The organism is Nocardia sp. CA-120079 (assembly GCF_050955745.1).
Taxonomy (GTDB): Bacteria; Actinomycetota; Actinomycetes; order Mycobacteriales; family Mycobacteriaceae; genus Nocardia.
Map to the genome: position 1 here is coordinate 24,302 of NZ_CP192089.1, position 23,490 is coordinate 47,791.

The 23,490-nt window shown below is 67.6% G+C and carries 19 protein-coding genes; 17 read left to right on the forward strand and 2 right to left on the reverse strand.

Features of this window, described 5'->3' with window-relative positions; genetic code table 11:
* The first annotated feature begins 1,015 nt into the window (after nt 1-1,015).
* The 3 genes from ACQPYR_RS43360 (at nt 1,016) to ACQPYR_RS43370 (ending at nt 3,056) form a co-directional block, all read left to right on the forward strand.
* Nucleotides 1,016-2,227: a cutinase family protein gene (locus ACQPYR_RS43360; RefSeq protein ID WP_433635572.1), complete on the forward strand. Its 1,212-nt coding sequence runs from the start codon at nt 1,016-1,018 to the stop codon at nt 2,225-2,227.
* 22 nt (nt 2,228-2,249) lie between these two features.
* A complete protein-coding gene (locus ACQPYR_RS43365; protein WP_433635573.1) occupies nt 2,250-2,414 on the forward strand; it encodes a hypothetical protein in 165 nt (54 codons plus the stop codon).
* A 177-nt stretch (nt 2,415-2,591) separates the two neighbouring features.
* Complete coding sequence (locus ACQPYR_RS43370) at nt 2,592-3,056, forward strand: hypothetical protein (RefSeq protein ID WP_433635574.1); 465 nt, start codon at nt 2,592-2,594, stop codon at nt 3,054-3,056.
* Nucleotides 3,057-3,083: 27 nt separating this feature from the next.
* On the opposite strand, the gene ACQPYR_RS43375 is transcribed toward ACQPYR_RS43370, so the two are convergent.
* Together ACQPYR_RS43375 and ACQPYR_RS43380 are read right to left on the reverse strand one after the other, a co-directional pair.
* On the reverse strand, nt 3,084-3,596 hold the full coding sequence (locus tag ACQPYR_RS43375) for a hypothetical protein (RefSeq protein WP_433635575.1): 513 nt from the start codon (nt 3,594-3,596) through the stop codon (nt 3,084-3,086).
* A gap of 174 nt (nt 3,597-3,770) precedes the next feature.
* Nucleotides 3,771-4,301, reverse strand: a complete 531-nt coding sequence (locus ACQPYR_RS43380) for a helix-turn-helix domain-containing protein (protein WP_433635576.1) — start codon at nt 4,299-4,301, stop codon at nt 3,771-3,773.
* A 129-nt stretch (nt 4,302-4,430) separates the two neighbouring features.
* Between ACQPYR_RS43380 and ACQPYR_RS43385 the strand changes: the two genes are divergently transcribed.
* The 14 genes from ACQPYR_RS43385 to ACQPYR_RS43450 all read left to right on the forward strand — a co-directional run bounded on the left by ACQPYR_RS43385 (nt 4,431) and on the right by ACQPYR_RS43450 (nt 23,411).
* Nucleotides 4,431-5,963, forward strand: a complete 1,533-nt coding sequence (locus ACQPYR_RS43385) for a hypothetical protein (protein WP_433635577.1) — start codon at nt 4,431-4,433, stop codon at nt 5,961-5,963.
* Between the two features lie 41 nt (nt 5,964-6,004).
* Entirely contained in the window at nt 6,005-6,673 is a 669-nt protein-coding gene (locus tag ACQPYR_RS43390; protein ID WP_433635579.1) for a hypothetical protein, read from the forward strand.
* Between the two features lie 17 nt (nt 6,674-6,690).
* Nucleotides 6,691-8,658: a cutinase family protein gene (locus ACQPYR_RS43395; protein ID WP_433635581.1), complete on the forward strand. Its 1,968-nt coding sequence runs from the start codon at nt 6,691-6,693 to the stop codon at nt 8,656-8,658.
* A 234-nt stretch (nt 8,659-8,892) separates the two neighbouring features.
* Nucleotides 8,893-10,530: a peptidoglycan DD-metalloendopeptidase family protein gene (locus tag ACQPYR_RS43400; RefSeq protein WP_433635582.1), complete on the forward strand. Its 1,638-nt coding sequence runs from the start codon at nt 8,893-8,895 to the stop codon at nt 10,528-10,530.
* A complete protein-coding gene (locus ACQPYR_RS43405) occupies nt 10,527-11,384 on the forward strand; it encodes a hypothetical protein (protein ID WP_433635583.1) in 858 nt (285 codons plus the stop codon). The genes ACQPYR_RS43400 and ACQPYR_RS43405 overlap by 4 nt, the downstream gene beginning before the upstream one ends.
* A gap of 44 nt (nt 11,385-11,428) precedes the next feature.
* Nucleotides 11,429-12,760, forward strand: coding sequence for a MinD/ParA family ATP-binding protein (locus tag ACQPYR_RS43410; RefSeq protein WP_433635584.1), 1,332 nt, complete (start codon nt 11,429-11,431; stop codon nt 12,758-12,760).
* A 28-nt stretch (nt 12,761-12,788) separates the two neighbouring features.
* Nucleotides 12,789-13,190: a hypothetical protein gene (locus ACQPYR_RS43415; RefSeq protein WP_433635585.1), complete on the forward strand. Its 402-nt coding sequence runs from the start codon at nt 12,789-12,791 to the stop codon at nt 13,188-13,190.
* Between the two features lie 34 nt (nt 13,191-13,224).
* A complete protein-coding gene (locus tag ACQPYR_RS43420) occupies nt 13,225-13,974 on the forward strand; it encodes a hypothetical protein (protein WP_433635586.1) in 750 nt (249 codons plus the stop codon).
* A gap of 14 nt (nt 13,975-13,988) precedes the next feature.
* Complete coding sequence (locus ACQPYR_RS43425; RefSeq protein ID WP_433635587.1) at nt 13,989-16,196, forward strand: hypothetical protein; 2,208 nt, start codon at nt 13,989-13,991, stop codon at nt 16,194-16,196.
* 15 nt (nt 16,197-16,211) lie between these two features.
* On the forward strand, nt 16,212-17,816 hold the full coding sequence (locus tag ACQPYR_RS43430) for a hypothetical protein (RefSeq protein WP_433635588.1): 1,605 nt from the start codon (nt 16,212-16,214) through the stop codon (nt 17,814-17,816).
* 12 nt (nt 17,817-17,828) lie between these two features.
* The gene (locus ACQPYR_RS43435) at nt 17,829-19,265 is read left to right on the forward strand and encodes an ATP/GTP-binding protein (protein ID WP_433635589.1); all 1,437 of its coding nucleotides are present in this window, start codon (nt 17,829-17,831) and stop codon (nt 19,263-19,265) included.
* Nucleotides 19,262-21,142: a type IV secretory system conjugative DNA transfer family protein gene (locus tag ACQPYR_RS43440; RefSeq protein ID WP_433635590.1), complete on the forward strand. Its 1,881-nt coding sequence runs from the start codon at nt 19,262-19,264 to the stop codon at nt 21,140-21,142. Before ACQPYR_RS43435 ends, ACQPYR_RS43440 begins: the two co-directional genes overlap by 4 nt.
* Nucleotides 21,139-21,876, forward strand: coding sequence for a hypothetical protein (locus ACQPYR_RS43445; RefSeq protein ID WP_433635591.1), 738 nt, complete (start codon nt 21,139-21,141; stop codon nt 21,874-21,876). Before ACQPYR_RS43440 ends, ACQPYR_RS43445 begins: the two co-directional genes overlap by 4 nt.
* A 311-nt stretch (nt 21,877-22,187) precedes the next feature.
* Complete coding sequence (locus ACQPYR_RS43450; protein ID WP_433635592.1) at nt 22,188-23,411, forward strand: DUF1173 family protein; 1,224 nt, start codon at nt 22,188-22,190, stop codon at nt 23,409-23,411.
* Nucleotides 23,412-23,490: the final 79 nt, after the last annotated feature.

Sequence of the window (23,490 nt, forward strand, 5' to 3'; positions counted from 1 at the left end):
TTTCGCTCGTTGCGGGGACTTGGGGTTCCGGTAGCGGCTGGATCAGCTGGCCGGGCTGGATGCGCTGGGTCGATCCGTGTGGGGACCGTTGCGTAGAACCCGGTGTTGACCTCTGCCTGGATAGCGGTGCACTGGTGCCTGCAGACGTGGCCACGGATGACCGCGCTGGAGGAGTTGGTGGCTATCGAACTTCCCCTTCCTCGCATGGGCGTTCGTGCCTGCCGATGCGCCCTGCATCGTCGCATGAAGACCAACCCCTTTCACATCATCGTCCCGCTGGCACCTCCGTACTGAACTGAGCTGAGCATGTTCAGCTCCGAAGACAAGTTGCGGAATCATACCTGCAGTCACATCATACAAACTTCCTTTGACTTTCCTACACTCTTCCTATTAGATTCCACAGGGGGAGGAAGTCCGGGGGAGGTGTTCTTGTCCGGCTGAACGGCTCGGGTGTATAACCCGAGGTCGTCGCCTCTCACCCGGGTGGATGCGAAGGACGCATCGCCTGATCGCGAGGGAAAGGGAAGACCCCATGGGCGCAATTCTCAGCATGATCAACATCGGAGCGCAGGCCGCGATGTTCATAACGGCGGCGCTGGGCAACGTCGTGAACATCATCTTGAGCGTCGTTCCGCACTGATTTCGCTGACCCTGCCGTCTCGCTGCGGAGTCGGCTGACCGGCGAGAGCCGGTCCGTTCGCTCCCAACTGCCGCAAACAGCTGGGAGTGAACGGAGACGGTGGCCCTCTGATGTAAGGCCCCTGCGGGCACCCGGGCTCGGGCATCGAGCGTCGAGTGCCTGTGGGGGCCTTCGCGTTTCGGCGGTCTGCCCCCGCATGGGTAGACCGCCCGCTTTCGAGATGATCCCGCGGTGCTGGTTGAACCTCGAGGTTCAACCAGCACCGCCGTTGATGTGAGGAATCACCCTGTGCGACACATCTATACGCTAACCGCCGCTGCAATGGTATGCGGTGGGACGGCGCTCGCGGCAATTCCTGCGCAGGCCGAGCCGCCGGTGCGGCCGACTGCGCTTCTCGACGATTTCTACGCGGTCTCCGCCAGGTCCGGCCCTGACGGCGCGGTGCCGGTGACGAGTTGCCCGGGACTGATGGTGCTGGGAGTGCAAGGCACCGGGGAGTCCACGCCCGCGGCGAATCCGGATGTCACCGGCGGGATGCTGGGCACGATGGTTGGACCGATGCTTGCGCGGGGCGTGGATATCGAGCAGGTGACCATCCCCTACGAGGCCAGCTTCGGCGGTGCTCCGGGAACCGGCGAAGGACGGGAACCGTTCTCTTCATCGGTCGAGCAGGCGACGGCCCGACTGAACGCGACGGCAGCCGGCGTCGTGTCTCGCTGCCCGCACACGATGCTGGCCGTGGCCGGCTACTCGCAAGGTGCCGTCGCGGCGGCACAGTTCGCTCGCGAGGTCGGTGAGGGCCACGGCCCGGTGCCTGCCGATCGTGTGGCCGGGGTGGCGCTGTTCAGCGACGGCACCCGCCCGGCGGGCGGCGCTCCCTTCCCCGGGGCGCCGGGGCAGTTGGCCCCCTCTCCAGCGCCGGGCACCGATGGTGCTGCGACGCAGCAGATTCGGGTCCCGGTGCCGCCAGCCAGCGGCGGCATCACACCCGATGAGGCCGGGTTCGGTGGACTGTCTGGGCGTGTCGGGGAGTTTTGCGCTCGCCGCGATCTGGCCTGTGATGCCCCCGATCATGCTGCGGTTCTGCGCACGGCGGCCGGGCTGGCTGCCCGCGCGGATCTGCACGATCCGATCGCCGCTGTCACCTCGCTCGGCGGAGCCTGGCAGCAGACGACCGCGGCGGCCACCGCGGCGGTCGTTCTCCACGATGTTCAGATCGATGGCAATGGCGGTGTCAATTACGTTCCCGCCGAATCCGTTTCGGATCGGATCGCCGATGCGGCCGACCCTCGCACCCCGGCGCCGGGTTCGGACCGGACGCAGGAGGCGGCGGACAAAGTGGGCCGCATCGTGGCCGCTGTGGCGGCTGATCCACTGCGGCAGTTGCCGCGGCTGGCTGGGCAGATCGGTGCGGCGATCGCGGCGAATCTGGCGGCCAATGCCGACGTGTTGGATCCGGCGACGATCGTGAGCTACGCCGACGTCATGGCGAACCACACCAGCTACGGCGGCGGTGCGACTGAGCAGGCTGCGGACTGGTTCACGGCGCTGTCGGTCGATATCGCCAACGCGCGAGGTGGGCGATGACCGATCACGGGTGGAGCAGCTTGTGAGCCATCGCGATATCGCTCTCGTCATCGCGGTCGCACTTCTGGTGACCGTCACGGTCATGACCGTGATCGGCCTGCGCGGACCAGGTTTTCGGGGGCGAGTACCCGCCCGCGTCGATAGGCTCGCGGCAAACTCGGGTCTCGGACAAGGACAACTGCAGTGAAGCGCCGATGCCGGAACCGGCTGGAAATGTATGGGCTGCAGCTACCTCCCGCTGTCGAGTCGCACGGCGACGAACTCGGCCTGTGGATCCGTGGACTCGAGGTCGGTGCTGTTGGGGTGTGTTTCCCAGGTGACATGGACGTCGAGTGGGCACGCGACACGGGGGCGGGAGCAGTCGATGCTGGCCAGTGATGAAGCGGCGGCGGTGCTCAAAGCGCTCGACTCGGCCCGTGGCGTGCGGCACGCTGGTGCGGGCCTGGTCGTAGTGCTGTCGCGGGGGCCCGAAGTGGCCGCAACGCTGCATTGGCGAGCCGCCGCGACAGTGACGACGATGATGGCCGAGGTGGCGCAATCGCTGGGAACCAATCGGGCCGTGCTGATCGTGGTGGGCTCCACGCGCGTCGCTGGGCCGATCATCGTGGCGTCCGATGCCGTGGCCAACCAGTTGATCGGCGCTGGGCTGGTGGTGACCGCTCACATCCACGTGCGTGCCCTCGCCGATGGCGGCATGACCTGGACGGACCTGTCCAGCGGCGCGGCCCACGATGGATCGACGCCACACCAAGCCGAAACCAACGATCGTCCGGCGCGAATCGGACGGGATCGAATCCGTGGCCCCTCCCGATTCCTCCGTCGACGATGATGCCGACGCGGACGAACCAGGCCCCGGTCAGGACTCCGGCGGCAGCGAGTCGAGGAATGCAATGAGGGCGTCCATCGCTTCGCCGCTGAGCGTGTAGCCCCCCTGCGCGTCGATGTCGATGATGTTGTGGTTGCGGGCCCCGCCGCCGGTAATCCCAGCGCGATCGAACGCTTTCTCAAGCCGAACTATGCGTTGCACATCCTTTGTTGTGAAGCGTTTTACATCTTCGCTGACGACTGGTTCAACTTCGCTGACGACTGGTTCGACGATCGGGGTAGGCGGAATACGGTCGTGGAAAGCCTTCGACGCGCTGCCGGGCTCCCACTTCAGCACGAAGTCGACATAGGCCAGCGTGCTGGCACTGGGGCGAGTCTCGTCTCGCTCGAGCAGTCCCCACGTCCGGTCGGTCACTCCACGTCCATCAAGCTCAACGGATTTGGCCGCGGCTTGGGCAATAGTCATCCCACCGATTGCGTGCCCGAGTTCGGTTCGGCGTCCACGCACCCAGTTGCCGAATGACTGCCCGCTCGGTTGCTCCACGGATAGGAATCATACCGGCAACGCACACGAATTGTATGCAGGTCCCGTCACGACCACTTCCTATCGGCTACTTCCTATTGCTCCCAGCTTGGCAGAATCAGCACCGGCGGTCACATACGCTCTGGTTCCTGCTCACTTCCGTTGACATTCCTATTGACTTCACATTAACTTCACTTAATGCGAAGGTCGGTGCATCTCGGTGCGCCCAGGGGAAGCCCCGGGCGCTGCGAGTCGGTGTCGGCGGCCTCGCAGGTAGGCGGCACGGATGGCCTCGACGGACAGGTTCAGTCGCCCGGCGAGCCGGGTGGCGACATCGTCGGTGAGCGAGGCGTGTCCGCGTTCGAGGGATGCCAAGAGCCCGCTCGAGATTCCCGTTTGCGCGGCGAGTGTCGGCTGGGTGCGCCCCGAGAGCTCGCGCAGGGTTCGCAGGGTCCGTTGTTCTTCGGGGATGTCGATGAGGTAGTCCGTCGCGACGCCGAGCAATCCGGCCGCGGCGGCGAGGTTGTCGGCCGTGGGGGTGGATTTGCCTCGTTCCCAGGTCGAGATCGCGCTGGTGGTGACTTTCGGGCCGCGGTCGTCGTCGATGTCGATTCCCGCGCGCTCGCGCAGAACAGCGGTGATCCGCAGAGCGAGGTCGCCTTGGGACCAGCCCAGCTTCTCGCGCTCTTCCAGCAGGCGATCAGGGCGGAAGCCGGCCAACTGCATGCGGCTCATCCGTCGCACACGTCCATGGTCGGCCATGGTGCCGCAACCCCAGCTGTGTTGTCACAAAGTGTCACAATTGATAACCGCAATAGATCGCTACAATAAAATAGAATTGATCGGAGGAGTCGAATGGCAAGAACCCGCAGACGTTTGACCGCGCTGACGGCGCTGCCCCTGGTGGCGGCCGACAGCGCGGCCACCGCATACGCGGCCTCAGGGCAGCCCGGCTCGGCAGCGCTGGGACAAGGGCAGCACGGGTTGTCGACGACATCGACACCATCAGTGCGACTGGGGGTCCGCGGGGCGGGTCGTCTGCCGTTGCAGGTTCAGGCGCGTCCGCGCGCCGTGGGCGCGCACCGCGCTGCGCGCGCCGCCACGGGCAACGCCGCCCGTGCGGCGGTCGCGTTTAAGGCGGCGCTGGCGGTGATGCTGGCCGGTTCCGGTGTGGCGTTGGCGGCTCCGCCCCAGCAGCCCGGTGTGACCGATCCCGAGCAGCCTGGTGTGACGACGGCGCCGCGTGAGCAGTCGGGTGTGTCGAGTCCGGCGCCGACGCCGCCGCCCAAGCCGCAGCAGCAGTCACCGCTGGGTTCGATACTGCCGGATCCGCCGGTGTACGGGCCGCAGGAGTACCGGAATCCGCCGTCGCGCTCGGGCGGCAGCGGCGCTCAGTCGAGCTACTACGCACAGCCTCCGACAACGTTGGGGGAGGATCTGGGCGGACTGCACGCCCCGATGCCGGTCGAGCCGCAGAAGATCATCACCCCGCCGACGCCGGAGTGGCTGGGCACCGGGGATGCGAAGATCCCTCGCCCGGACTGGGTTCCGCCCGATGTGGCCTGGCACGCGAATGCGTACATGGCCCTGGCTCAGCGCGATGTGAACACCTGGCTCAACAGCATCGGGTTCTCCGAGAGTCGCTCCGACCGCATCGCCACCGGGACGGTCGTGGGTGTGGCGACCGGCGGCACGATCGGGTTCTTCGTGATCGGAGCGCCCGCGGCAGTCGGTGGCTCGTTGATCGGTGGCACCATCGGCGGCATCGTCGGGGCCGCTGCAGGCACGATCATCCCGGTGCCGGTGATCGGCACGGTGACCAGCGGCGTGGCCGGGACCGTGATCGGCGCGGCGGCCGGTGCGTTGATCGGCGCGACCGTGATCGGCGTGCCCGCGGCTCTGCTGGGCGCGCTCGTCGGCGGCACGTTCGGCGCGGTGGCGACCGCCGGTGACGGCTCGGATTATGTTGCGCCGCCGGAGGATTCCCCCGCACGACCCACTCCGGCGGCTCCGGCTCCGGGGCCGTCGCTGCACGATCAGGTGCAGCAGGCGTTCACCGGTGCGGGCGCGGCCGCCGAAGGGGCGGTCGACGCCGTCGCCGCGCAGCCCGGCGGCCAGCAGCTCCTGCAAGGGGCTGCCGATGCGGTCGCGGCCGGTGTCGACTGGGTGCAGTCGCAGCCGTGGGCACCGGCGGCGGCCGATGCCGCGACGAACGCCGCCCGGGACGCGGTTTCGTGGGCGAAGGCTCAGCCGCCGCTGACGGATCTGGTCACGGTCACCATCGACGTGCTCGATGCGGTGGCGCCGTTCGCGCCGGGGCAGCTGGGCCCGTTGACCGATGCCGCCAACGCCGGACTCGCGGCCGTGCAGGAGGCGGTGACCCCGTGACCAGCGGCCCGAAACGACAGCCACCGGCACCGCCTCCTCGTGTGGGCGGCGAGCCGGTGGGGTTGCTGGACTGGTTCGACGCGGCGGCGGGTACGCGCGGCAGCGAGATGTTGCTGGTGTCGGCACCCGCGCCGCGCCGAGTACGGCGGTTTCAGCGCCGCACGGCGCGGCCGGGCACCACGCGTGTGGTGCTTGGCGCGGTGACGTCGGTGGCGCTGATCGTGGGGGCAGTGGCGGCGTTCGGCGGCGGTGCCGAGGACGGTTCGAACAAGCCCGCCGCCCCACTGGCTTCGCCCCCGGCGTTGTCGTCGCTGTCGCCGAGTTCGGCGGAGCCGGTGGACCCGAGCGCGTGCGGCCCGTCGACGGATGCGGGTGTCGTGCGCGGCAATGGTGCTGGGGGAACCGGGTCGGGGCCGGAGGCGATTCTGGCGTTCGAGCACGCCTACTACGTGGCCCGCTCCGGTGAGCAGGCGCGGGCGGTGGTCGCCGCTGACGCGGCGGTCTCGACGGTGGAGCGCCTCCAGACCGGCATCGATTCGGTGCCCTTGGGCACGACCTACTGCGTCACGGTGCGTGAGCAGAGTCCGGCAACGTTCGCGATCGAGCTGAGCGAGATGCGGCCTGGTCTACCGAAAACCGTTTACCAGCAACAGATTACGACGACGGTCCGGGACGGGCGAACGCTCATCACCGGTATCTCGGCGGCCTAGGGAAAAGGTGAGCTGCGATGAGGATCGGTAGGTGGACCAGCGGGGCGATATCGGCGGCCGCCACGGTGGCGGTGGTCGCGGCGGCCACGATCACCGGGGCGGGTGACGCGGCCGCGATGCCGGGTGGCTGCACGCAGTACACGGCGGTGATCGCGCCGGGAACGTGGGAGACCACGGCGGGCGCGGACATGTATCAGCAGCCCCCGACCGGGATGTTGAACCCGGTCGCCGACGGGCTCACACAGCGCCTCGGCGCGAATGTGACCGTGCTGTATGTGCCTTATGCGGCAAGCGCTTTCGATCAGGGCCTGGCGTATGCGGGATCCAAAGCGACCCTGGTCAGCAAGGTCCGCGAGATCCTGGGCGGGCTGTGCAGCTCGACGCGGGTGATCGCGGCCGGATACAGCCAGGGCGCGGACGGCCTCGGTGATGTGATGGCCGAGATCGGTCACGGCACCGGCCCGATCTCGGCCGATCGCGTGGTGGCGGTGGGTCTGCTCTCGGATCCGCGCCGCGACCCCAAGACCACCCAGGAACTCGGAGCCCAGCAGCCCGGCCAAGGTATGGCGGGTCCGCGTGAGGGCGGGTTCGGGTCGCTGACCTCGAAGGTGCGCACGCTGTGCGGGCAAGGTGATCTGTACTGCTCGGTGTCCTCGTCGTCGGCACCGTTCATCAGCGCGATCGGGAAGGTGTTGGGCGGCAACACCGATCCCGGTTCCCCGGACGCTCAGTTGTCCTCGTCGCTGGTGTCGGATTTCAGTCGAGCCGACAACGGTGTCGGTGCGACGGCGGCCAACCTCGCCGACCGCGCGAAGGCCCTGCCCAGCGATGCCGATCTCGGCTCGATCGGCACCGCGACCAACGTCGCCGGTGTCGGTGCGGGCGCGAGTTCGCTGGTCGCCACATTGGGCCCGTTGCAGGATGTGCAGCAGTTCGTCAAGAACAATCAGGGTGCGGCCGATGCGCTGCGCACGGCTCCGGCCGGGTCGCCGGAATCCGCTGCGGCTCAGGTACTCAACGCGGCCGGGCAGATCGACATCCCTGGCGCGATCTCGACGGCGGTGTCGCTGGCCAACTCCGCCCAGCAGATCCTCGCCGGAGGATCCGGGGGCGGACAGGCCGGAACAGCCCCGCTGAGCGCCCGCGATTCCCTCGCCCCGCGCGCCGATCAGCTCGCCACGCAAACCGCTCCGTTGGCGGGCCTGGACTCTTCGACGATCTCGACCGGTCTGGGCATCCTCAAGGCGCTCAAACCGAACACGATCATCAAGCAGGTCCTCAACGTCGGTACGGGTGTGGCCTCGACTGCGGCGAATATCCCGAAGATGATCGACTCGTTCGCGAGGTTGATCGACCGGATCGCCGCCGGGGACATCCCGGGCGCGCATCAGGCGGCCGGGGAGGTGAACAACGCCTTCTCCCCGATCGTGAAGATGGCCGCCGGTGTCGATGTCGGGTTCATCGGCCAAATCGTGTCGATGGCGGGGGTTTTCGACCCGTCGGGGTGGACCTCGATCGCGGGCGCGGTGATCTCGCTGCTGGGCAACCTCGACATCATCCGGATCGCCAATGACATCGGCCAAGCCCAGGAAGTGGCGTGGCGGGCGGTGGAGAAACTCGGCCAGGGCGACGTGCTCGGCGCGGGCGCGGAGATGACCGGGCTACTGCCGGTCGGCATCGACCTTGCTGGTGCGGCGGCCGGGGTGCTCACCGGCGGCACCAAGACCGACCCGTCGCAGCTGGGCCACAGCAGCACCGTCGGCTCGCAGAGCGCGGCGCTGGCGAAGAACGTGGCCTCCGGTGACCTGGCAGGGCTGGCCGGGTCGCTGTCGAGCCTCGCCGGCTCCGATGGGGCCGGGCAACTGGCGGACCTGGCCCGCGAGGGCGCGGATGTCGCGACGTTCTACGCCTCCAACGCTCACACCAACTACGCCCAGGGCGTGCAGCAGTTGCTCCAGTTCCTTCTCAGCCAGATCCGCTCGTAGACAACAGGTTTCGCAACCCGGCGACGGGATTGGGAAGGAGGTGATCGTGGCGAGTTCAACGGCCTGGGCGGGCAGTGAGCTGCGCGCCGCGATCACCGGTTCCCGCCTTGTCGCCGCTGGCTTCCGGAGGTGGAGCCGAAGGCGATAGCGGTTGTGGCAGTGAGCGTTTCGTGCCCCGGGCGGGGACAAACAAGACGAATTCTTCTTGTCTGACACGGAAGACGTGGTGAGGTGATGAGCGGTAGCGAGGGCAGTGGATCCGGAAAACTCTGGGTCACGGTCGCGGTGTGCGCCCTGGTGCTGTGTTCAGCTGCCGCGCTCGTGTTCTCCGGACGGCTGCCGCACACCCCTGGCGACGCCAATTGCCTGCCGGTCCCCAAGGGCGGCCCGGTGGCGCCTGGTTCGGTGCTGTTCCCGATGCAAGAGGGCACTTACACGATTTCCGACGTGTTCGGCTCGCGGGGCGGCGCGCACAAGGGCACCGACCTGGCCGCACCCAAGGACACCCCGGTCTACGCCCCCGCCGATGCGACAGTGGTGGCCGCCGGTGCTGCCACCGGGTTCGGGCACTGGGTGGTGCTCGACCTCGACCGCAAGATCGATAACCAGACCGTGAGTTTCGTTGTCGGGCACATGTTTCAAGACGGCGTGCTGGTCAGCAAGGACCAGCGCGTCAGGGCTGGTGACCCGATCGCCAAAGTCGGATCCGACGGTGAGTCCTCGGGCCCGCACGCCCACATCGAAATCTGGATAGGCGGGCGATTCAGCGGGGGAACCGCGATCGACCCGATGGGCTGGTTCGCCAACGCCAAAACCGCCCCCGGTCCCGCCACGAACCCCGGTGCCACCACTGGTCAGGCCTCGGCCACCGCGACCGCGTCGCGCACCGATCAGGTGGCGCTCGCGGCGGCGGTGCGACCGGCGACCGGGGTGGGGTGCGGGGCCAATGTGGGCGGCGCGGGCCTGGACGTGAGCAAACTCGTCGCCGAATACCCCGCGGCGGCGGCGTTCGTGCCGTGGATCATCAAGGGTGCCACCGCCTGCCCGGACACCTCCGCCCCGCTGATCGCCGCGCAGCTGCGCAACGAGAGCAGATTCCAGAAAGACCAGGTGTCCCCGAGCGGTGCGCTGGGCTATGCCCAGTTCATGCCCGCGACGTGGGCCAAATACGGGGTCGATGCCGACGGCGACGGCCGCGCCGACCCGAACTCGATCGCAGACGCGGTGATGTCGCAAGCCGCCTACAACTGCGTGCAGATGGGCACCGTGAAAGCCGGACTGGCCGCCGGGACGCTCACCGGCGACCCGATCGAGCTGATGCTGAGCATGTACAACTGCGGGCCCGCCGCCACCCAGGCCAATCGCGGGGTGTGCGCGAACGCCGAGACACAGCGGTATGTGAAGGAAATCCCCGAGACCGCGCGGCGCTGGTCGTTGCCGCTGCCGGTTCCCGGCGGTGCGCTCACCGGCGGGTTCGGTGAGCGAGCCGTGCAGGCGGCGCGGCGCTGGATCGGCGCCCCCTACGTGTGGGGTGGCGGCGCGGTGAGCGGACCGACCGCCGGAGGCGCTGGTGGTGAGGTCGGCTTCGACTGTTCCGGGCTGATGATCTATGCCGTCGCTGCCGCTAGCGACGGGCGCATCGTGCTCGGGCACTACACCACCACCCAGCTCAACGACCCGCGCGGCAAACCCGTCGACACCGCTGACCTCGCGGCCGGTGACCTGGTGTTCCCCGCCGGATCCGATCCGCAGCACGTCGCGATGGCCATCGGCGGTGACCAGATCGTGGAGGCACCCCAACCCGGCGGAACCGTGAAGATCTCGCTACTGGCCACCCTCGGCCCCGGATTCCAGGCACGCAGGTTCACATGACCACCACATTGACGAGCGACATGAACAACCCAACGGAAGCCCAAGAGCCGATGATGCAACAGAAGCGCAAAACCAATGAGCCAAACCGTGATTCGCGCGGCCTGATGCCCGGACCGTGGTTCGAGTGCCGCACCTGCCAAGGGGCTGAGGGTGAGTTCATCAACGGCCAGTGGGTGGACTGCCGAGCCTGTCAAGGTCAGGGCGGCTGGCCCGAAGACGTCTACGCCGACACCACAGCCGTGTTGACCGGGACGCAAACAATGTCGGGAACCTACACCACCACGACGACATCGACGGTGCCGCGCCGGGCGGGGGTGCTGGCCGCGATCGGCGGCGCGGCCGTACTGCTGGCCGGGTGCGCGCACGACAGCACCGGGTCGGGTTCGCCGTGGACACCGGGGCCGCGTCGCCCGGCGGTCGCGGCGACAGCGTTGCCGCCTGAGCAGGCCGGGGGCGATCGCAATGACCCGGCCGCCGTCGCGGCGGCGGCGATGAGGATCTGGTTCACCTGGGACACCACCCGCGACGCCGGACCTGACGATGCCGCCGGGCGGGCGGGGCCGCTGCTGGTGCCCGCGTACGCGGCGGCTTTGACCCTCGCGGCTCCGATCGCCGGGCCGGGTGCGGACTGGATGCGGTGGAGCGGGCAACGAGCGCGGCTGGTGGCGAGCGTGCGCGCCGGTGCCGAACCTGTGCCCGCGGCGAGCGTGAGCACCGCCTACGCGCAACTGGTTATCGACCAAGCGGTGACAGCGCCGGACGGCACGGTCGGCGAGCACGTCTCAGCGGTCGTGGATGTGCGGCTGGCCAGGGGCGTGAGCGGCTGGGAGGTGGCCTCTGTTCAACAACGCTGAGCGCCAACCGATCTCGTCGATCTCCCCTGCGAAAGGAACCGAACATGCCAGAGCCACGTAGCTACCCGGCTGAGCCGCCGGTCGATCTGCGCGCGGTCCGTAAAGCCGCCCCGCGCCCGGTCGAAGAACCCGAGCCGCTTGCGGTCGATCCACCCGACACCTTCACCCCGAATGAGCAGGAATTGGGGTCGGCGCGGCCCTCGATCCCGGCCCTGTCGAGCTTGCTGCCTGAACCTGACGGGGTCGGCGCGGATCCGGCGCGGTGGGGTTTCCGCGGCTGGGCCAATGCCGCCACCGGCGGACTGTTGCGCCTGCGGCCCAAGACCCCCGAAATCGAGGCCCGCGCCGCGTACGCGGCGCTGCGCCAACAGTGGGTCGGGCACCAGACCGTCATGGTCGCCAACCCCAAAGGCGGCGAAGGGGTGACGATCGCCGCGCTGATGCTGGGCAATGTCGTGGCCGACGCGCGCGGCGGCAACGTCGTGATCTGGGACAACAACGAGACCGAAGGAACTCTCGGGGTACGGGCCATCTCGGCGCGAGGCTCGGCCCCGACGGTGTGGGATCTGCTCGGCCACGTCGAGCAGTTGGCCAACCCCGCGACTCCGGTGTCGGCGGTGACGCGGTTTCTGCGGATGCAGCCGACACGCGCGGAAGTCCTGGCCGCTGACGAATCCCCGGACGGCACTGCCCAGATCACCGCCGAGCACTGCCGCGCGATCTATGGGGTGCTGTCGCGGCTGCGTGAGTTGGTGATCATCGACACCGGCAACAACCGCCGCCGCAGCAATTGGTTGTGGGCCGCGTACACCGCGCACCTGCTGGTCATCCCGATGACACTGCGGGAGGACTCCGCGATTGTGGTGTGCCGGATGCTGGCCGCCTTGCACGAACGGGGCCTCTACAGCCTGATTACCAACGCGATCGTCGTGCTGACCGTCCCACCGGCGGCCGTGCCCGGCAAACGCGAGGTGATCCTGGAAGCGTTGCAGCACAGCGGGATCCGCAATGTTGTGGAAGTGCCCTACGATCCGGGCCTGGCCGGTGGCGGCCGGGTCGATCACGCCCGGCTGGCGGACAACACCGTCATCGCCTGGACCCGGGTGGCCGCGATGGCGGCCACCTCACTGGCGGTGTCCTCCCAAGAACGTGAACCGCAGTACGCCGACGAGGTTGTGGCGCAGTCATTTCAGCGCTCGGCCGACACTACGCGCGGCGGCGGCCGCGACGACGGCGACGACACCTTGTCCTGGCGTCGTCAGCACTCGATCCAGACCCTCGATCCGGCGCGCACCCTGCGCCGCAACGTATTCGGTGGTCTCAGCGGCGGCGGCCACGGAGCCGCGTTCGACACCCGACACAGCTATGGCGCCTGAGCGGGAATCCAGCGAGAGGAATGAACAGATGAACCGCAACAACAACCGCACACCGACCACGTTGCGCCGGGCCGGGATCGTCGCGGCCGCGCTCGTGGTCAGCCTGTTGCTCTCCACGGGCGTGGCCGAGGCCGCGACCGTGGTGGCGGCCGGGCAGAACCCGTTCGACGGGGTAGTGCCGGACTTCAACGTGTTCGGCGCGGAATTCAACAATGCCTGGAAGAAGCTGCTCGGGGCCGTATGGGCCGGGTCGTTCATCCTCGCCGGGTTCGGTCTCATCAGCTCCTTCGTCGATCTGCAGCGCGCCAAGAAGGGCGGCTACTCCGGAACGGTCGCCGACAAAACCGAGTCGGTGAAAACCTCCATCGCGCAACTGCTCGGCCTCTCGGCCGTCGGAATCATCGTCGGCGGCATCATCTCCATCTTCTGACCCCCGTTCCCCTGCGCACGAAAGAAGCAATCTCATGGCGAAGAAAGACTTTTCCAAGGTCGGGCGTGGTACGGCCACGCCGATGCAGCGGGCCGGTTCTTCGGTCCAGCCGGGCGCCGCGCGGCGTTCACCCGAGGGCGGCGGAGGTTGGTCGACTCCGCCGCGACTGTGGTACGTCCTCGGTGCGATCGCCGCCGTGCTGGGTGTGGTGCTGATCATCGGGGTGATCCGCGGTGGGTCCACCACCGAGACCGCCACTGTCAAGGTCGAAACCGCGCATGGGCCTACCGTTTTCGATGATGGCCTGCCCTCGGGCTACACCCGCGACAAGGGCGGGGCGGCCACAGCGGCGGTCAACCTCGTCCAGGCGATCAGCAAGGCCGATCACGGCCGCGCCGACGTCGAAAAGATCCGAGCCCGGATGCTGGCGGCGGCACCGTCGGACACCTTGACCAAGGTGCTCGCCGACGCCAACGGCCGCCCCGCGAGTGAGGACGTGTTCTCCATCCTGCCCGCCACGGTCACCGTCGGCGTTCTCACCGACCAGCAAGCCGAGGTCGAGATCTGGGCGCTCGGTGCCGGTCAGAGCGTGTTCAACGCTGCCGGACAGAAGGCCGTGAGCGCGGTGTGGGGCACCACCACAGTGGGGCTGGTGTGGGAAAACGGTGACTGGAAGGCGCGCGACTGGCGATTCCGCGTCGGCCCGGATCTGGCCGAGGCCTCCGCGCCCAGCAACGACACCAAGACCGCCGAGTCCGGCTACTTCTCCTTCTTCATCAACTAAGCAAGGCGGACATCATGATTCGTCGATGTGTTCTGGTGTTGGCTGCGGCCGGTGTGCTGGCCGGAGTGGGCGCGGGCGGCGCGAAGGCGCAACCGACGCCCGCACCGACACCGGGCAGCGGGCCCGCGGCGGTGTCGGCGGACTCGGCGAGCCTGCCGCCGAACTTCCCGGCGGATCTCAAGAAGTTCATCGGCGGCACCGCCGAATTCAAAACCGCCGAATGGTTCACCGGCGCCTGCGCAGGGCGCGGCGGCGATATGGGGGCCTACCTGTCTGGGATGCTCACCAACGAAAATCGGTTGCTGTGGTGGTCGCTGCCTGATGAGCAAAAGGTCGCGCTGCTGTCCGGCATCAAGGCATTCACCCTCCAGAACACCGTTGGAACGAAAACGGCGGCCGAGCAGTTCGTCCGCGACGGCAAGGAACCGGCCGATGAGTTCTTGCCGAAGGTGTTCCCCGCCGGTGACAGCGAATACCATCCGCCCCGCGGGATGTGCGCCACCGACCTGAAGGGGTGGGCCACAACCAGCGCCAACACCTGGGGCTTCGAATGGAGCGCCCCCGACACCACCTCGCTGCGCGCGATGAAAACCGTCCCCGGCGCTACCAAGGTCCCGGATAAGGCATGGACCGAGCCGTGCGGCTCCGAGGAGTTGGGCGTCTACTGCTCGCACGCGTTCTTCCTCAACTGCAACAAAGCTGACAATGGCGGTTCCTACGACACCGCCAAACGGTGCCGCGACTGGAACGCCAAGGTCGGGCACCTGTTCGCTGGTACCGCGAACTGGATCGATCAGAACACCAGCTTCGGTGACCGGGTCGATGCGATCCTGGGCGGTGCGATCTCGAAGTCGCCGCAATGGCAGTACGGCAAATGGGTCACGACCGCCCTGTCCGGGATCGCCTCGGCGGTATCGAAGGTATCGAAGTTCATCGAGGATCCGAGCAGCATCGCTGATGACTGGGCGAACTCGATGAAACCCGCCGCCATCGAATTCTCGACGAAAGTGCTGAAATCTCTGGCCAGCACAAGCCATTTCGATCCGGGCAGTGACTGGTTCCTGCGCTTGTACGCGGTGTCGGTCGCCATCGGTTTCGTCGTGATGGGGTTCATGGTGCTGGGCGCGATTCAGCGCTCGGCCAGGGGCGGGGCACCGCGAGAGATGGCAATGTCGCTGTTCTGGCACCTGCCGATGTCGGTGTTTCTGGCGTTGTTCGCCCCGGGATTCGCCGCCCTGATTCTCGCGTTCACCAACTCGCTGTCACAGAGCATGGCCGAATGGGGCGGAACACCCACCGGTGAGCTCATCGCCAATATCGGGGAGTTCAACAACGCCACCGCCGCGAGCTTCCCTGGCGGTTCCCTACTGGCGATCATCATGTTCGGGCTGATGATGATGGGCGCGCTCGTCGTCTGGCTGGGTTTGATGGTCCACGAGTACGGGCTGCCGCTGGCCGGTGCGGTCTCGGGCATCTCGATCTTCATGACGATCCACCCGAAATACCGGCACAAAGCGTTGCGGCCGGTGTTTTTGTTCCTGGGGATCGCGTTCTCGACTCCGATGCTGTTTTTCCTGCTAGCGGTCGTTTTCACCGCCGCGAACGCGGTCTATGCCGACGCGCCGGGCACCGGCATGGGCCAAGTGGCGCAGGTCTTCCAGGTCGCCGTCGCGATGCTGCTGGTCGGTATGGCTCCCTGGGCGCTGCTCAAATGGGCACCGATCCTGCCCACCGCTGCCGACAGTGAGGATTTCGGAGGCGGTAGTTCCCTGATCGGTGACACCGTGGGCGCGGCCGGAAACGCCATGCTCTACACCCGCCTCGGCGGCATCGGCGGGCAACAACCGGCTACACGCTCCGACAGCGAATCCGGCGCGGGTCGCGGCGGCGGTGAGGGCGCCGGCAGCGGCGCAACCGCCAGCGGACCGTCGGAAGGTAAATCCCAGTCCGGGCAGGCAAGCAACCCGCTGGCGCGGGCCTATCGGGAAAAGGGCGATCAAACCCCGGTCGGCGGCGGTGCCCATCCCGGTGTGGCGGGCGGCAAGGAAAGCTCCGCCGGAACTCGCACAGCCGCCTCGAGCGGCGAAGCCGCAGCGGCGGGTGTGGCAAGTGGTGGGGCGTCCATCGCGGCGGCGGTCGGGGTGCAAGCGGTGTCCTCGGCGATCAACAAGGCCAAGTCCACCACCGATGATGTCGCGCCTCGCGCCGAAGACGACCGGTAGCGGAGGGAGTCGACGATGACGACACCGATGATGGAAGTGCGTACCGCGCAACTGGATCCAGAGGTTCGCCGACGCGGCGTGTTCGGGATGTCGCGCCCGATGGTGGTGGTGTGGTCGGTCGCGACAGCGGCCGCGATCGTGGCGTGGCTCTCGCTGCAGGGCTGGGCCGGGGCGATCACCGGATTCGGACTGCTGGGCGGTGTGCTGGCCTCGACCACCCGCTTCGGTGACCAACGCTCCACCGCGGAGCGGGCGGTGTTCCGGTGGCGGAACTGGCGACGCCGCAAGGCTGGTGAGCACATCTTCTGGTCCGCGGATGACCGCGGCGACGAAACCGGGGTGCCCGCACAGCACTACGACCCCGATGCCGATCCGGCCTGGGAGCTGCCGCCGCCGGTGGGGCGTGTCGAGCCACTGCCGTTGGCGGGCACCGGATTTGATTCGCTGTTCATCTTGCGTCATTCCAATCCCGGCGAACTCGAGTACCTCAGCGTCGTGGTGCAGGTGGAGGGACTTCGGGGCGGACTGCGGTCGAACGCGTCGTATGCGGCGGCGTGGACCTCTTATGGGTTCCTGCAAGCCGAACTCGCGAAACCGGATTCGTTCATCCGGGGAACACAGCAGATCCACCGCAGCGTCGCCTACGACTTGACCGCACACACGCAGTGGTACAGCGACCAACTCGTCAACCTCGACGGCCGCCTCGAGGACATCGTCAATTCCTACTGGAATGTGCTCGAGGAAATCCGGCCATTGGCCGAGGAACACCGCGTGTGGTACGTCCTGAAGATCCCGGTCGATGACCGGTTCATCTCCGAGGCTGCCAGCCGAGACTCCTGGGGTGATGGACGCCGCGCCGAAATCGGCTGGGCCAGCGTGGTCAAAGACGAGCTCGAACGGTTCGAGGGACTGCTGAGCGGCGCGGGCATGGGTGAGGTGCTCGTACTCGGTGAACAGCGCACCTGCGCGGTGATCCGGTCGTTGATGGACCCATCCTTCGCCTTGGACGACGACCGCGATGTGAGCTGGGAAAACTGCTGGCAATCCTATCTGGGGGAGCGCGACGCGGTGATCGTCAACGACCGCTGGCACACCCGCGTCGCTCACATCCCGCCGGGCGCGATCACCCCGGCTCCGTTGGGGCCGCTGTGGTTGCACCCGTTGCTGGTCGGGGTGGAAGCCGATCAGGGCAGCGACACCGAAGCGCGGGCCGCCACCATCCGAACTGTCAGTGTCCGAATGGATTTCACTCCCGACCAGGCCGCACGCGTGCAAGCGGTCAAGGATCTGACCCAGGACGCGGCCAGCGCGGCGACCGAACGCAAGAAGGGCCGCATCGACGATGGCACCGGCGAGACGATGATGACCGCCTCCCAGCGCCGCCGCCACGATCTCAAGCCGGGCAAGAACGCGCACGGCATGGCGTTCTCGATGTGGGTCGCGGTCACCGGCCGCGACGAAGAAGACGTGCGGCGTGCCTGCCGCCGAGTCGGCTACGCCGCGGGACAGGCCGCGATCACCCGGCTCGACTGGCAAGACGACATCCACGACGTCGCCCAGGTCGCGACACTGCCGCTGTGTCGGGGGATGGCGGGCACCAAAGAATCCCGGACAGCGTGAGGTGAGGCGCAGATGACGAAAACTATTTCGGTATCAGAGATTTCACGGTTCGGCACCCGACTGGGAGTCGACACCACCGAGGGCCTGGTTCCGATCGCTCCGCCGCGCCGACGGGTGCCCAAGCGGCGGCGCTGGCTGGACCGGATGGGCTACTACGAACCGCGCCCGGACGGCAGTGCCTCGACCACCCGCCAGGGCGAAGCGCTCAACCTCGCGATCACCCGCAAACCCTCCGGGCATCGCGGCGTGATCAACGGTGTCGACGCCACCAACAACGCACCGATCGCACTCGACCAGTTCAGTGCCTACGGCGACGACATTTCCAACATCAATGTCGTGGTCATCGGTGATGTCGGCAAAGCGAAATCGAGTCTGATGAAGACGGTATTCACCACCCGCACACTGCCTTTGGGCCGACAGATCATCGTGGTCGACAAAAAGAAGCAGTCCGGCCGGGGCGAATACGGCGTCATCGCCGACGCGGTCGGGGCGAAGTCGGTGGAATTCTCCACCGGCGCTGGTGACGGTCCGCGGCTGAACCTGCTGGATCCGGCGATCTCGCTGCAAGGCGAGCACCACGGAGCCGAATACCGTCCCGAGGGACAGGCGCAGCTGGTCTACGCGGTGCTCGAGGACACCATGGGCCGCCCGCTGAGCGAAACCGAAAAGGCGGCGGTCGCCAACACCCTCGACCTCGTGACCCGTGACAAGGTCGCGGCCGGAGGCGAGCCGGTCATCGGTGATGTCGCACACCGGATGCTGCACCCACACGACCACGACACCGACGTGTTCGGGCCGCTCTACCGCGATGAGGCGCAGTTGTGGGGCCGTGACGCGGCATTGGCGCTGCGGCGGCTCTCGGAAACCGACTTGCGCGGGCTGGTCGACGCGCCCACCACACCAGAGGTCCGCGCGGCGCTCGAGCATCCGCTGGTGCACCTGGACGTGTCGCGGCTGCCCGACTCCGGGCCCGCGCTGCGGGTGGTGATGACCCTGGTCAACACGTGGCTGTCCAACCGGCTCGCAGCCCGATCCTCGGCGTATCAGCAGACTGAGATGCTCGTCGAAGAAGGCTGGCACCTTGGGGAGGGCTCCACGGGCCTGCATCTGCGCCGCAACATGAAACTCTCACGCGGCCTGGGCTTCTCGACCGTCTCGGCGTTTCATCACATCTCCGATTTCCCGGTGGACTCTCCCGCGCGGGCTCTGATGCAGGAATCCTCGATCGTCTACATCTACGGCCAAGAGCGCTACGACGACGCGGCGGCGGCGGCCACGATGTACCAGCTGCCCGCCGGATCCATCGAAACGATCATGCAGCTCGGGCCCGGTCAGTGCCTGCTCAAGATCGGCTCGCGCGACCCGATCCTCATGCGCCACATCCGCTCCCCGCTCGAGCGTCAGCTCACCAACACCGACGCCGCGATCAAGGGGAAGGCCTACGCATGAACACCGTCGCGCCCACCAATCCGGCACCGCCGCCACGCCCGCAGGTGCCGGTGCTGTACCAGTGGTTCGGCGGCGCGGCCGCCGTCGCCCTGGCCGCACTGCTGGGCGGTGCCGGCCTGTCGGGGCTGCTCGCCGGACACGGCTTCGCCACCCCCGCACCGCTGTTCGCTATCCTGCGCGACTGGTGGAACCATCCCGGTGACCCAGCGGCTGCGTGGAGTCGAGATCCGCGGCCGGGCCCGGCGTGGCTGGTGTACACGCTGGTCGTGCTGATCGCGGCCGCGCTGCTGGCGGCCTGGTGGCGGTGCGCGCTCGTGTGGAGCGCACGCCAGAAGCGGCGCAACTCCGGATCGAACGGGCTTGCCAGCACCCGCGATGTCGCCGGGATCCTCGGGGAGCGCGGCGCCAAGGATCGTGCGATCAAGCTGAGGGCGTCGATGGCCGGGCAGAAGGCCAAGGACGTCGATGCTCGTGAGCTGGTTATGACGTTGGGGCACAACGTCATCGACGGCGCACCGATCGCGATCGGCCCGCGTGATTCGCTGCTGGCCTTCGGTCCGTCCGGGTCGGGTAAAACCTGGCGGATGGCGGTCAAGCCGGTGTTGTACGCGCCAGGTTTCGTACTGACCACCACCACCAAGGGCGACTTGCTGCGAGCTACGTGCCTGCAGCGCATGCGTAAAGGCCGGGTCGAGGTCTTCGATCCCGAACAGATCACCGCATGGCCGAGCAAGACTCGCTGGTCGCTGATCGCTGGATCCGAGGATGCCGACACCGCGACGCGACGTACCGAGGGCATGGTGTCGGCGCGGCCGATGGGCGGCGGCAACTCCGACGCCGCGCGTTTCTACGCCGGCCGCGCGACCACGGTGATCCAGTGCTATCTGCACGCGGCCGCACTGGATGGGCGGCGGATGTCGGATGTGCGGCGATGGTCGGGCATGACCCGCAACGGCGACGTACTCAAGATCCTCGAACGCCATCGCCCCGACTGGGCCGCCGATTTCGCCCAGGTCACCCACTCCGGTGACCCGAAGACCGACGCCAATACCATGGCCACGGTCGCCGACATCCTCAAACCGCTGGCCTCACCGAAACTGATGGCCGCCGTGGATGCTCCGGCGGCAGAAAGCCTGGATCTGAACGAACTGATCAGCGGCCCGAACACGCTGTATCTGATCAGCGAAGGGGCCGCGCAGTCGATGGCACCGTTCGTGTCGGCGCTGGCGACCGAGGTGCATTACCTGGCCAAGAAACGGGCCATGCGGATGCCCGATGACCGGCTCGACCCGCCGATCCGGATGATTCTCGACGAGGTCGCCAATGTCGCGCCGATCCCACACCTGGCCTCGATGCTGACCGACTCCGGCGGGCGCGGGATCACCATTTGGGCCTTCGCCCACGGTCTCAACCAGCTGCGCGACCGGTTCGGCGACACCCAAGCCCGCCAGATCATCGACTCCGTCAGCGCCCGGATGATCCTGCCGGGCCTGATGTCACACGAGTTGCTCGACGACACCTCCAAACTGCTGGGCATGGTCGAAACCTGGCGCCCGGTTCCCGGCGGCGGGGACCAGTGGCGCGATCAGCCACACGAGCGGCGCGCGCAGAGCCCGGAGGCGATCCGCACGATGCCCGAAGACCAAGCGCTGCTGGTGTACCGCAATCAGCCCGGCGTGCGGATCACGATCCGCGCCTGGTTCGACGGAGACGCCGAGCAAGCCGCCCTGGTCGAGCCCTCGATGGCCTACTACAACAAGGCCGTCGCCGACGGGAAGCTGCCACCGGTGCTGGCAGAGCCGGTGTTCGACCCGAGCACGGCCAGCGAGGTACCCGCGAACTGGGTGATGGACCTGACCAAGGGCTGGCGACGGTGACCGAGCCGACCGGTGCCGACGCTGGCGGGCCGACTCAGTGGCGGCCCGACGCGCAAAAGCTCGGCGCGCTGGTGTCCTGGCTTGACGACGCCGCCACCATCGGGCAAGCCCCGCCCCCGGACCTGATGTGGTCATGGCGGCATATGCCGCGCGAGCGCGCCTTGCAGGCCTGGTTCGAACTGCTCGATTGGGTCGAATGGCTGCGCTACCGCTACAACCTGGCCCAAGGACAGATTTCGGGCTGCTGGTACCGGCATCCGCCTGCGGTCGAACAACTCTGGGCGCTGTATGTCTCGCACCGCAAGGCCTTCCCTCCCGGCTCCGGCCCCGAAGACTGGCGCGATGATCTCACCGCCTGGCACACCCAGTGGCTGTGGCCGTGCATCAAACAGCTCGCCACGACCGGGTACATGGCCGACTGCGACATCCAGAAATGCCACTACAGCCACGACTTCGCCCCGCCGCTGTTCCACGACGAAACCGGCGGCATAGAGGAATACATCGCCGCCGACCTCACCGACCGACCCGAAACTCCCGCACCGGAATCAGCTGAAGCACAACCGGTCATGTCCGCTGCGGAGATGTCGCGCGCGGTGATCGCCGGGCTCGCCGAGCCGATCGATCCGAACGACCCGGATCTGACGGTCAGCTACGAAGACGGCATTTGGGACTTCGACGAGGCCAACGAGCTGTATCGGCGCCGGCCCGACCCGGGAAGCCCGCCGCCCCCATGAACCGCGGACCACCAGGCATCGGATGCCGCTGCCAGCGCATGTGCGCGTTCCAGCCCGCCCGGCGACGCGCACACCGCTGGAACGCCTGGTGCTCCGACGGAACGGTGCCCGGGGAGCCGCTAGCCCGCCCGGCTCGCTCCCCGGGCACCACCACTCCAACTCTCGCGGCCGCCACCGGCGGCCGATCAGCACGAAACACGAAATAGCAAGCGGGACACCATGAACGACACCACCACGCGGAATACCCATGAGGTACCGGCCTATTGGACTCGACCGCTGTGCCAGCTCGGTATAGAGCCCTTGGGCGGCTCATGAGTGCCGCGACGCTATACACCGTGCTCGGTCGACCGGCCACCCCATCGGATCCGCAATGGCAAACCTGGCTCGCCGAAGCACGCCGGGCCGGGGTGCGTCCACGCTGCATGTGCACGCGCGAGGGCACCGAGATGTATATCGCGACCATCGGCGACCGGCACCTGATCGTCAAGCGGATGCCGGGCTCCGCAGCCGCGCACGCCCCGGGCTGCGAGTCCTACGAGCCGCCACCGGAACTGTCGGGCCTGGGGCAGCTGCTCGGCGGCGCGATCGAGGAAGACAATGACGAGACCCGCCTCAAGCTGGCGTTCGCGCTGTCGATGAACACCACTGCACGCGCACCGGTCGGTGACTCCGAACCCGGAGACTCCGTCACCGCCGACCCGTCACGGCTGACGTTACGCGGAACCCTGCATTACCTGTGGGAGCAGGCGGGTTTCACCAGGTGGGTGCCCGCGATGGCGGGCAAACGGAACTGGTACGTCGTGCGCAAACATCTGCTGGCGGCCGCGAGCGACAAGACCACCAAAGGGGCCCCGCTGGCCCAATCACTGTATCTGCCACCCCCATTCGATCCGAACCGCAAAACCGAACTGGCCGCGCGACGCTCGCGGGTCATGGGCTCGATCGCCGACACCGGGCGCGGACGACGGCGGCTACTGTTCCTGATCGGAGAGGTCGCCTCGATCACCGAAGGCCGGCTCGGGCACAAACTGGTCCTTAACGAGTCACCCGATTACCCGTTTCTGCTCCCGGACGACTTGCACAAGCGGATGACCCAACGCTTCGCCACCGAGCTCGAGCTGTGGGCCGCCGCCGACGAACAGACCCGGTTGATCATCGCGGGCACGATCAGCGCCAACCGCAGCGGCGTCGCAACCCTGCACGAACTGACACTGATGACGGTCACCGACAACTGGATTCCCTACGAGTCCATCCCCGATCGGGTACTGCTCGACCACCTCACCGAACGCAGCCGGTCCTTCGCCAAAAGCCTGCGCTACAACCTGGCCTCCTCCAAAGCACTGGCCGCCGCCGTACTCACCGACACCGACCCAGCGACCGCGCTCTATATCGTCTCCGGCGACCAGCACCGCGACGCCGTCGACGAGCTGATCGCCGAATCCGACTTGCCGAGCTGGGTCTGGGACACCGGCCCAGACCTGCCGAGCCTGCCCGCACTGCGAGTTACCGGCTCAGGCTCAAGCCTGTCGCTGTAAACCGCCTGAGCCCCATCCCTTCACAGGGTGGGCTTGGTTGTGGGGGGCACATCGCGACGGAATCCGGCGGTAGCGCGAA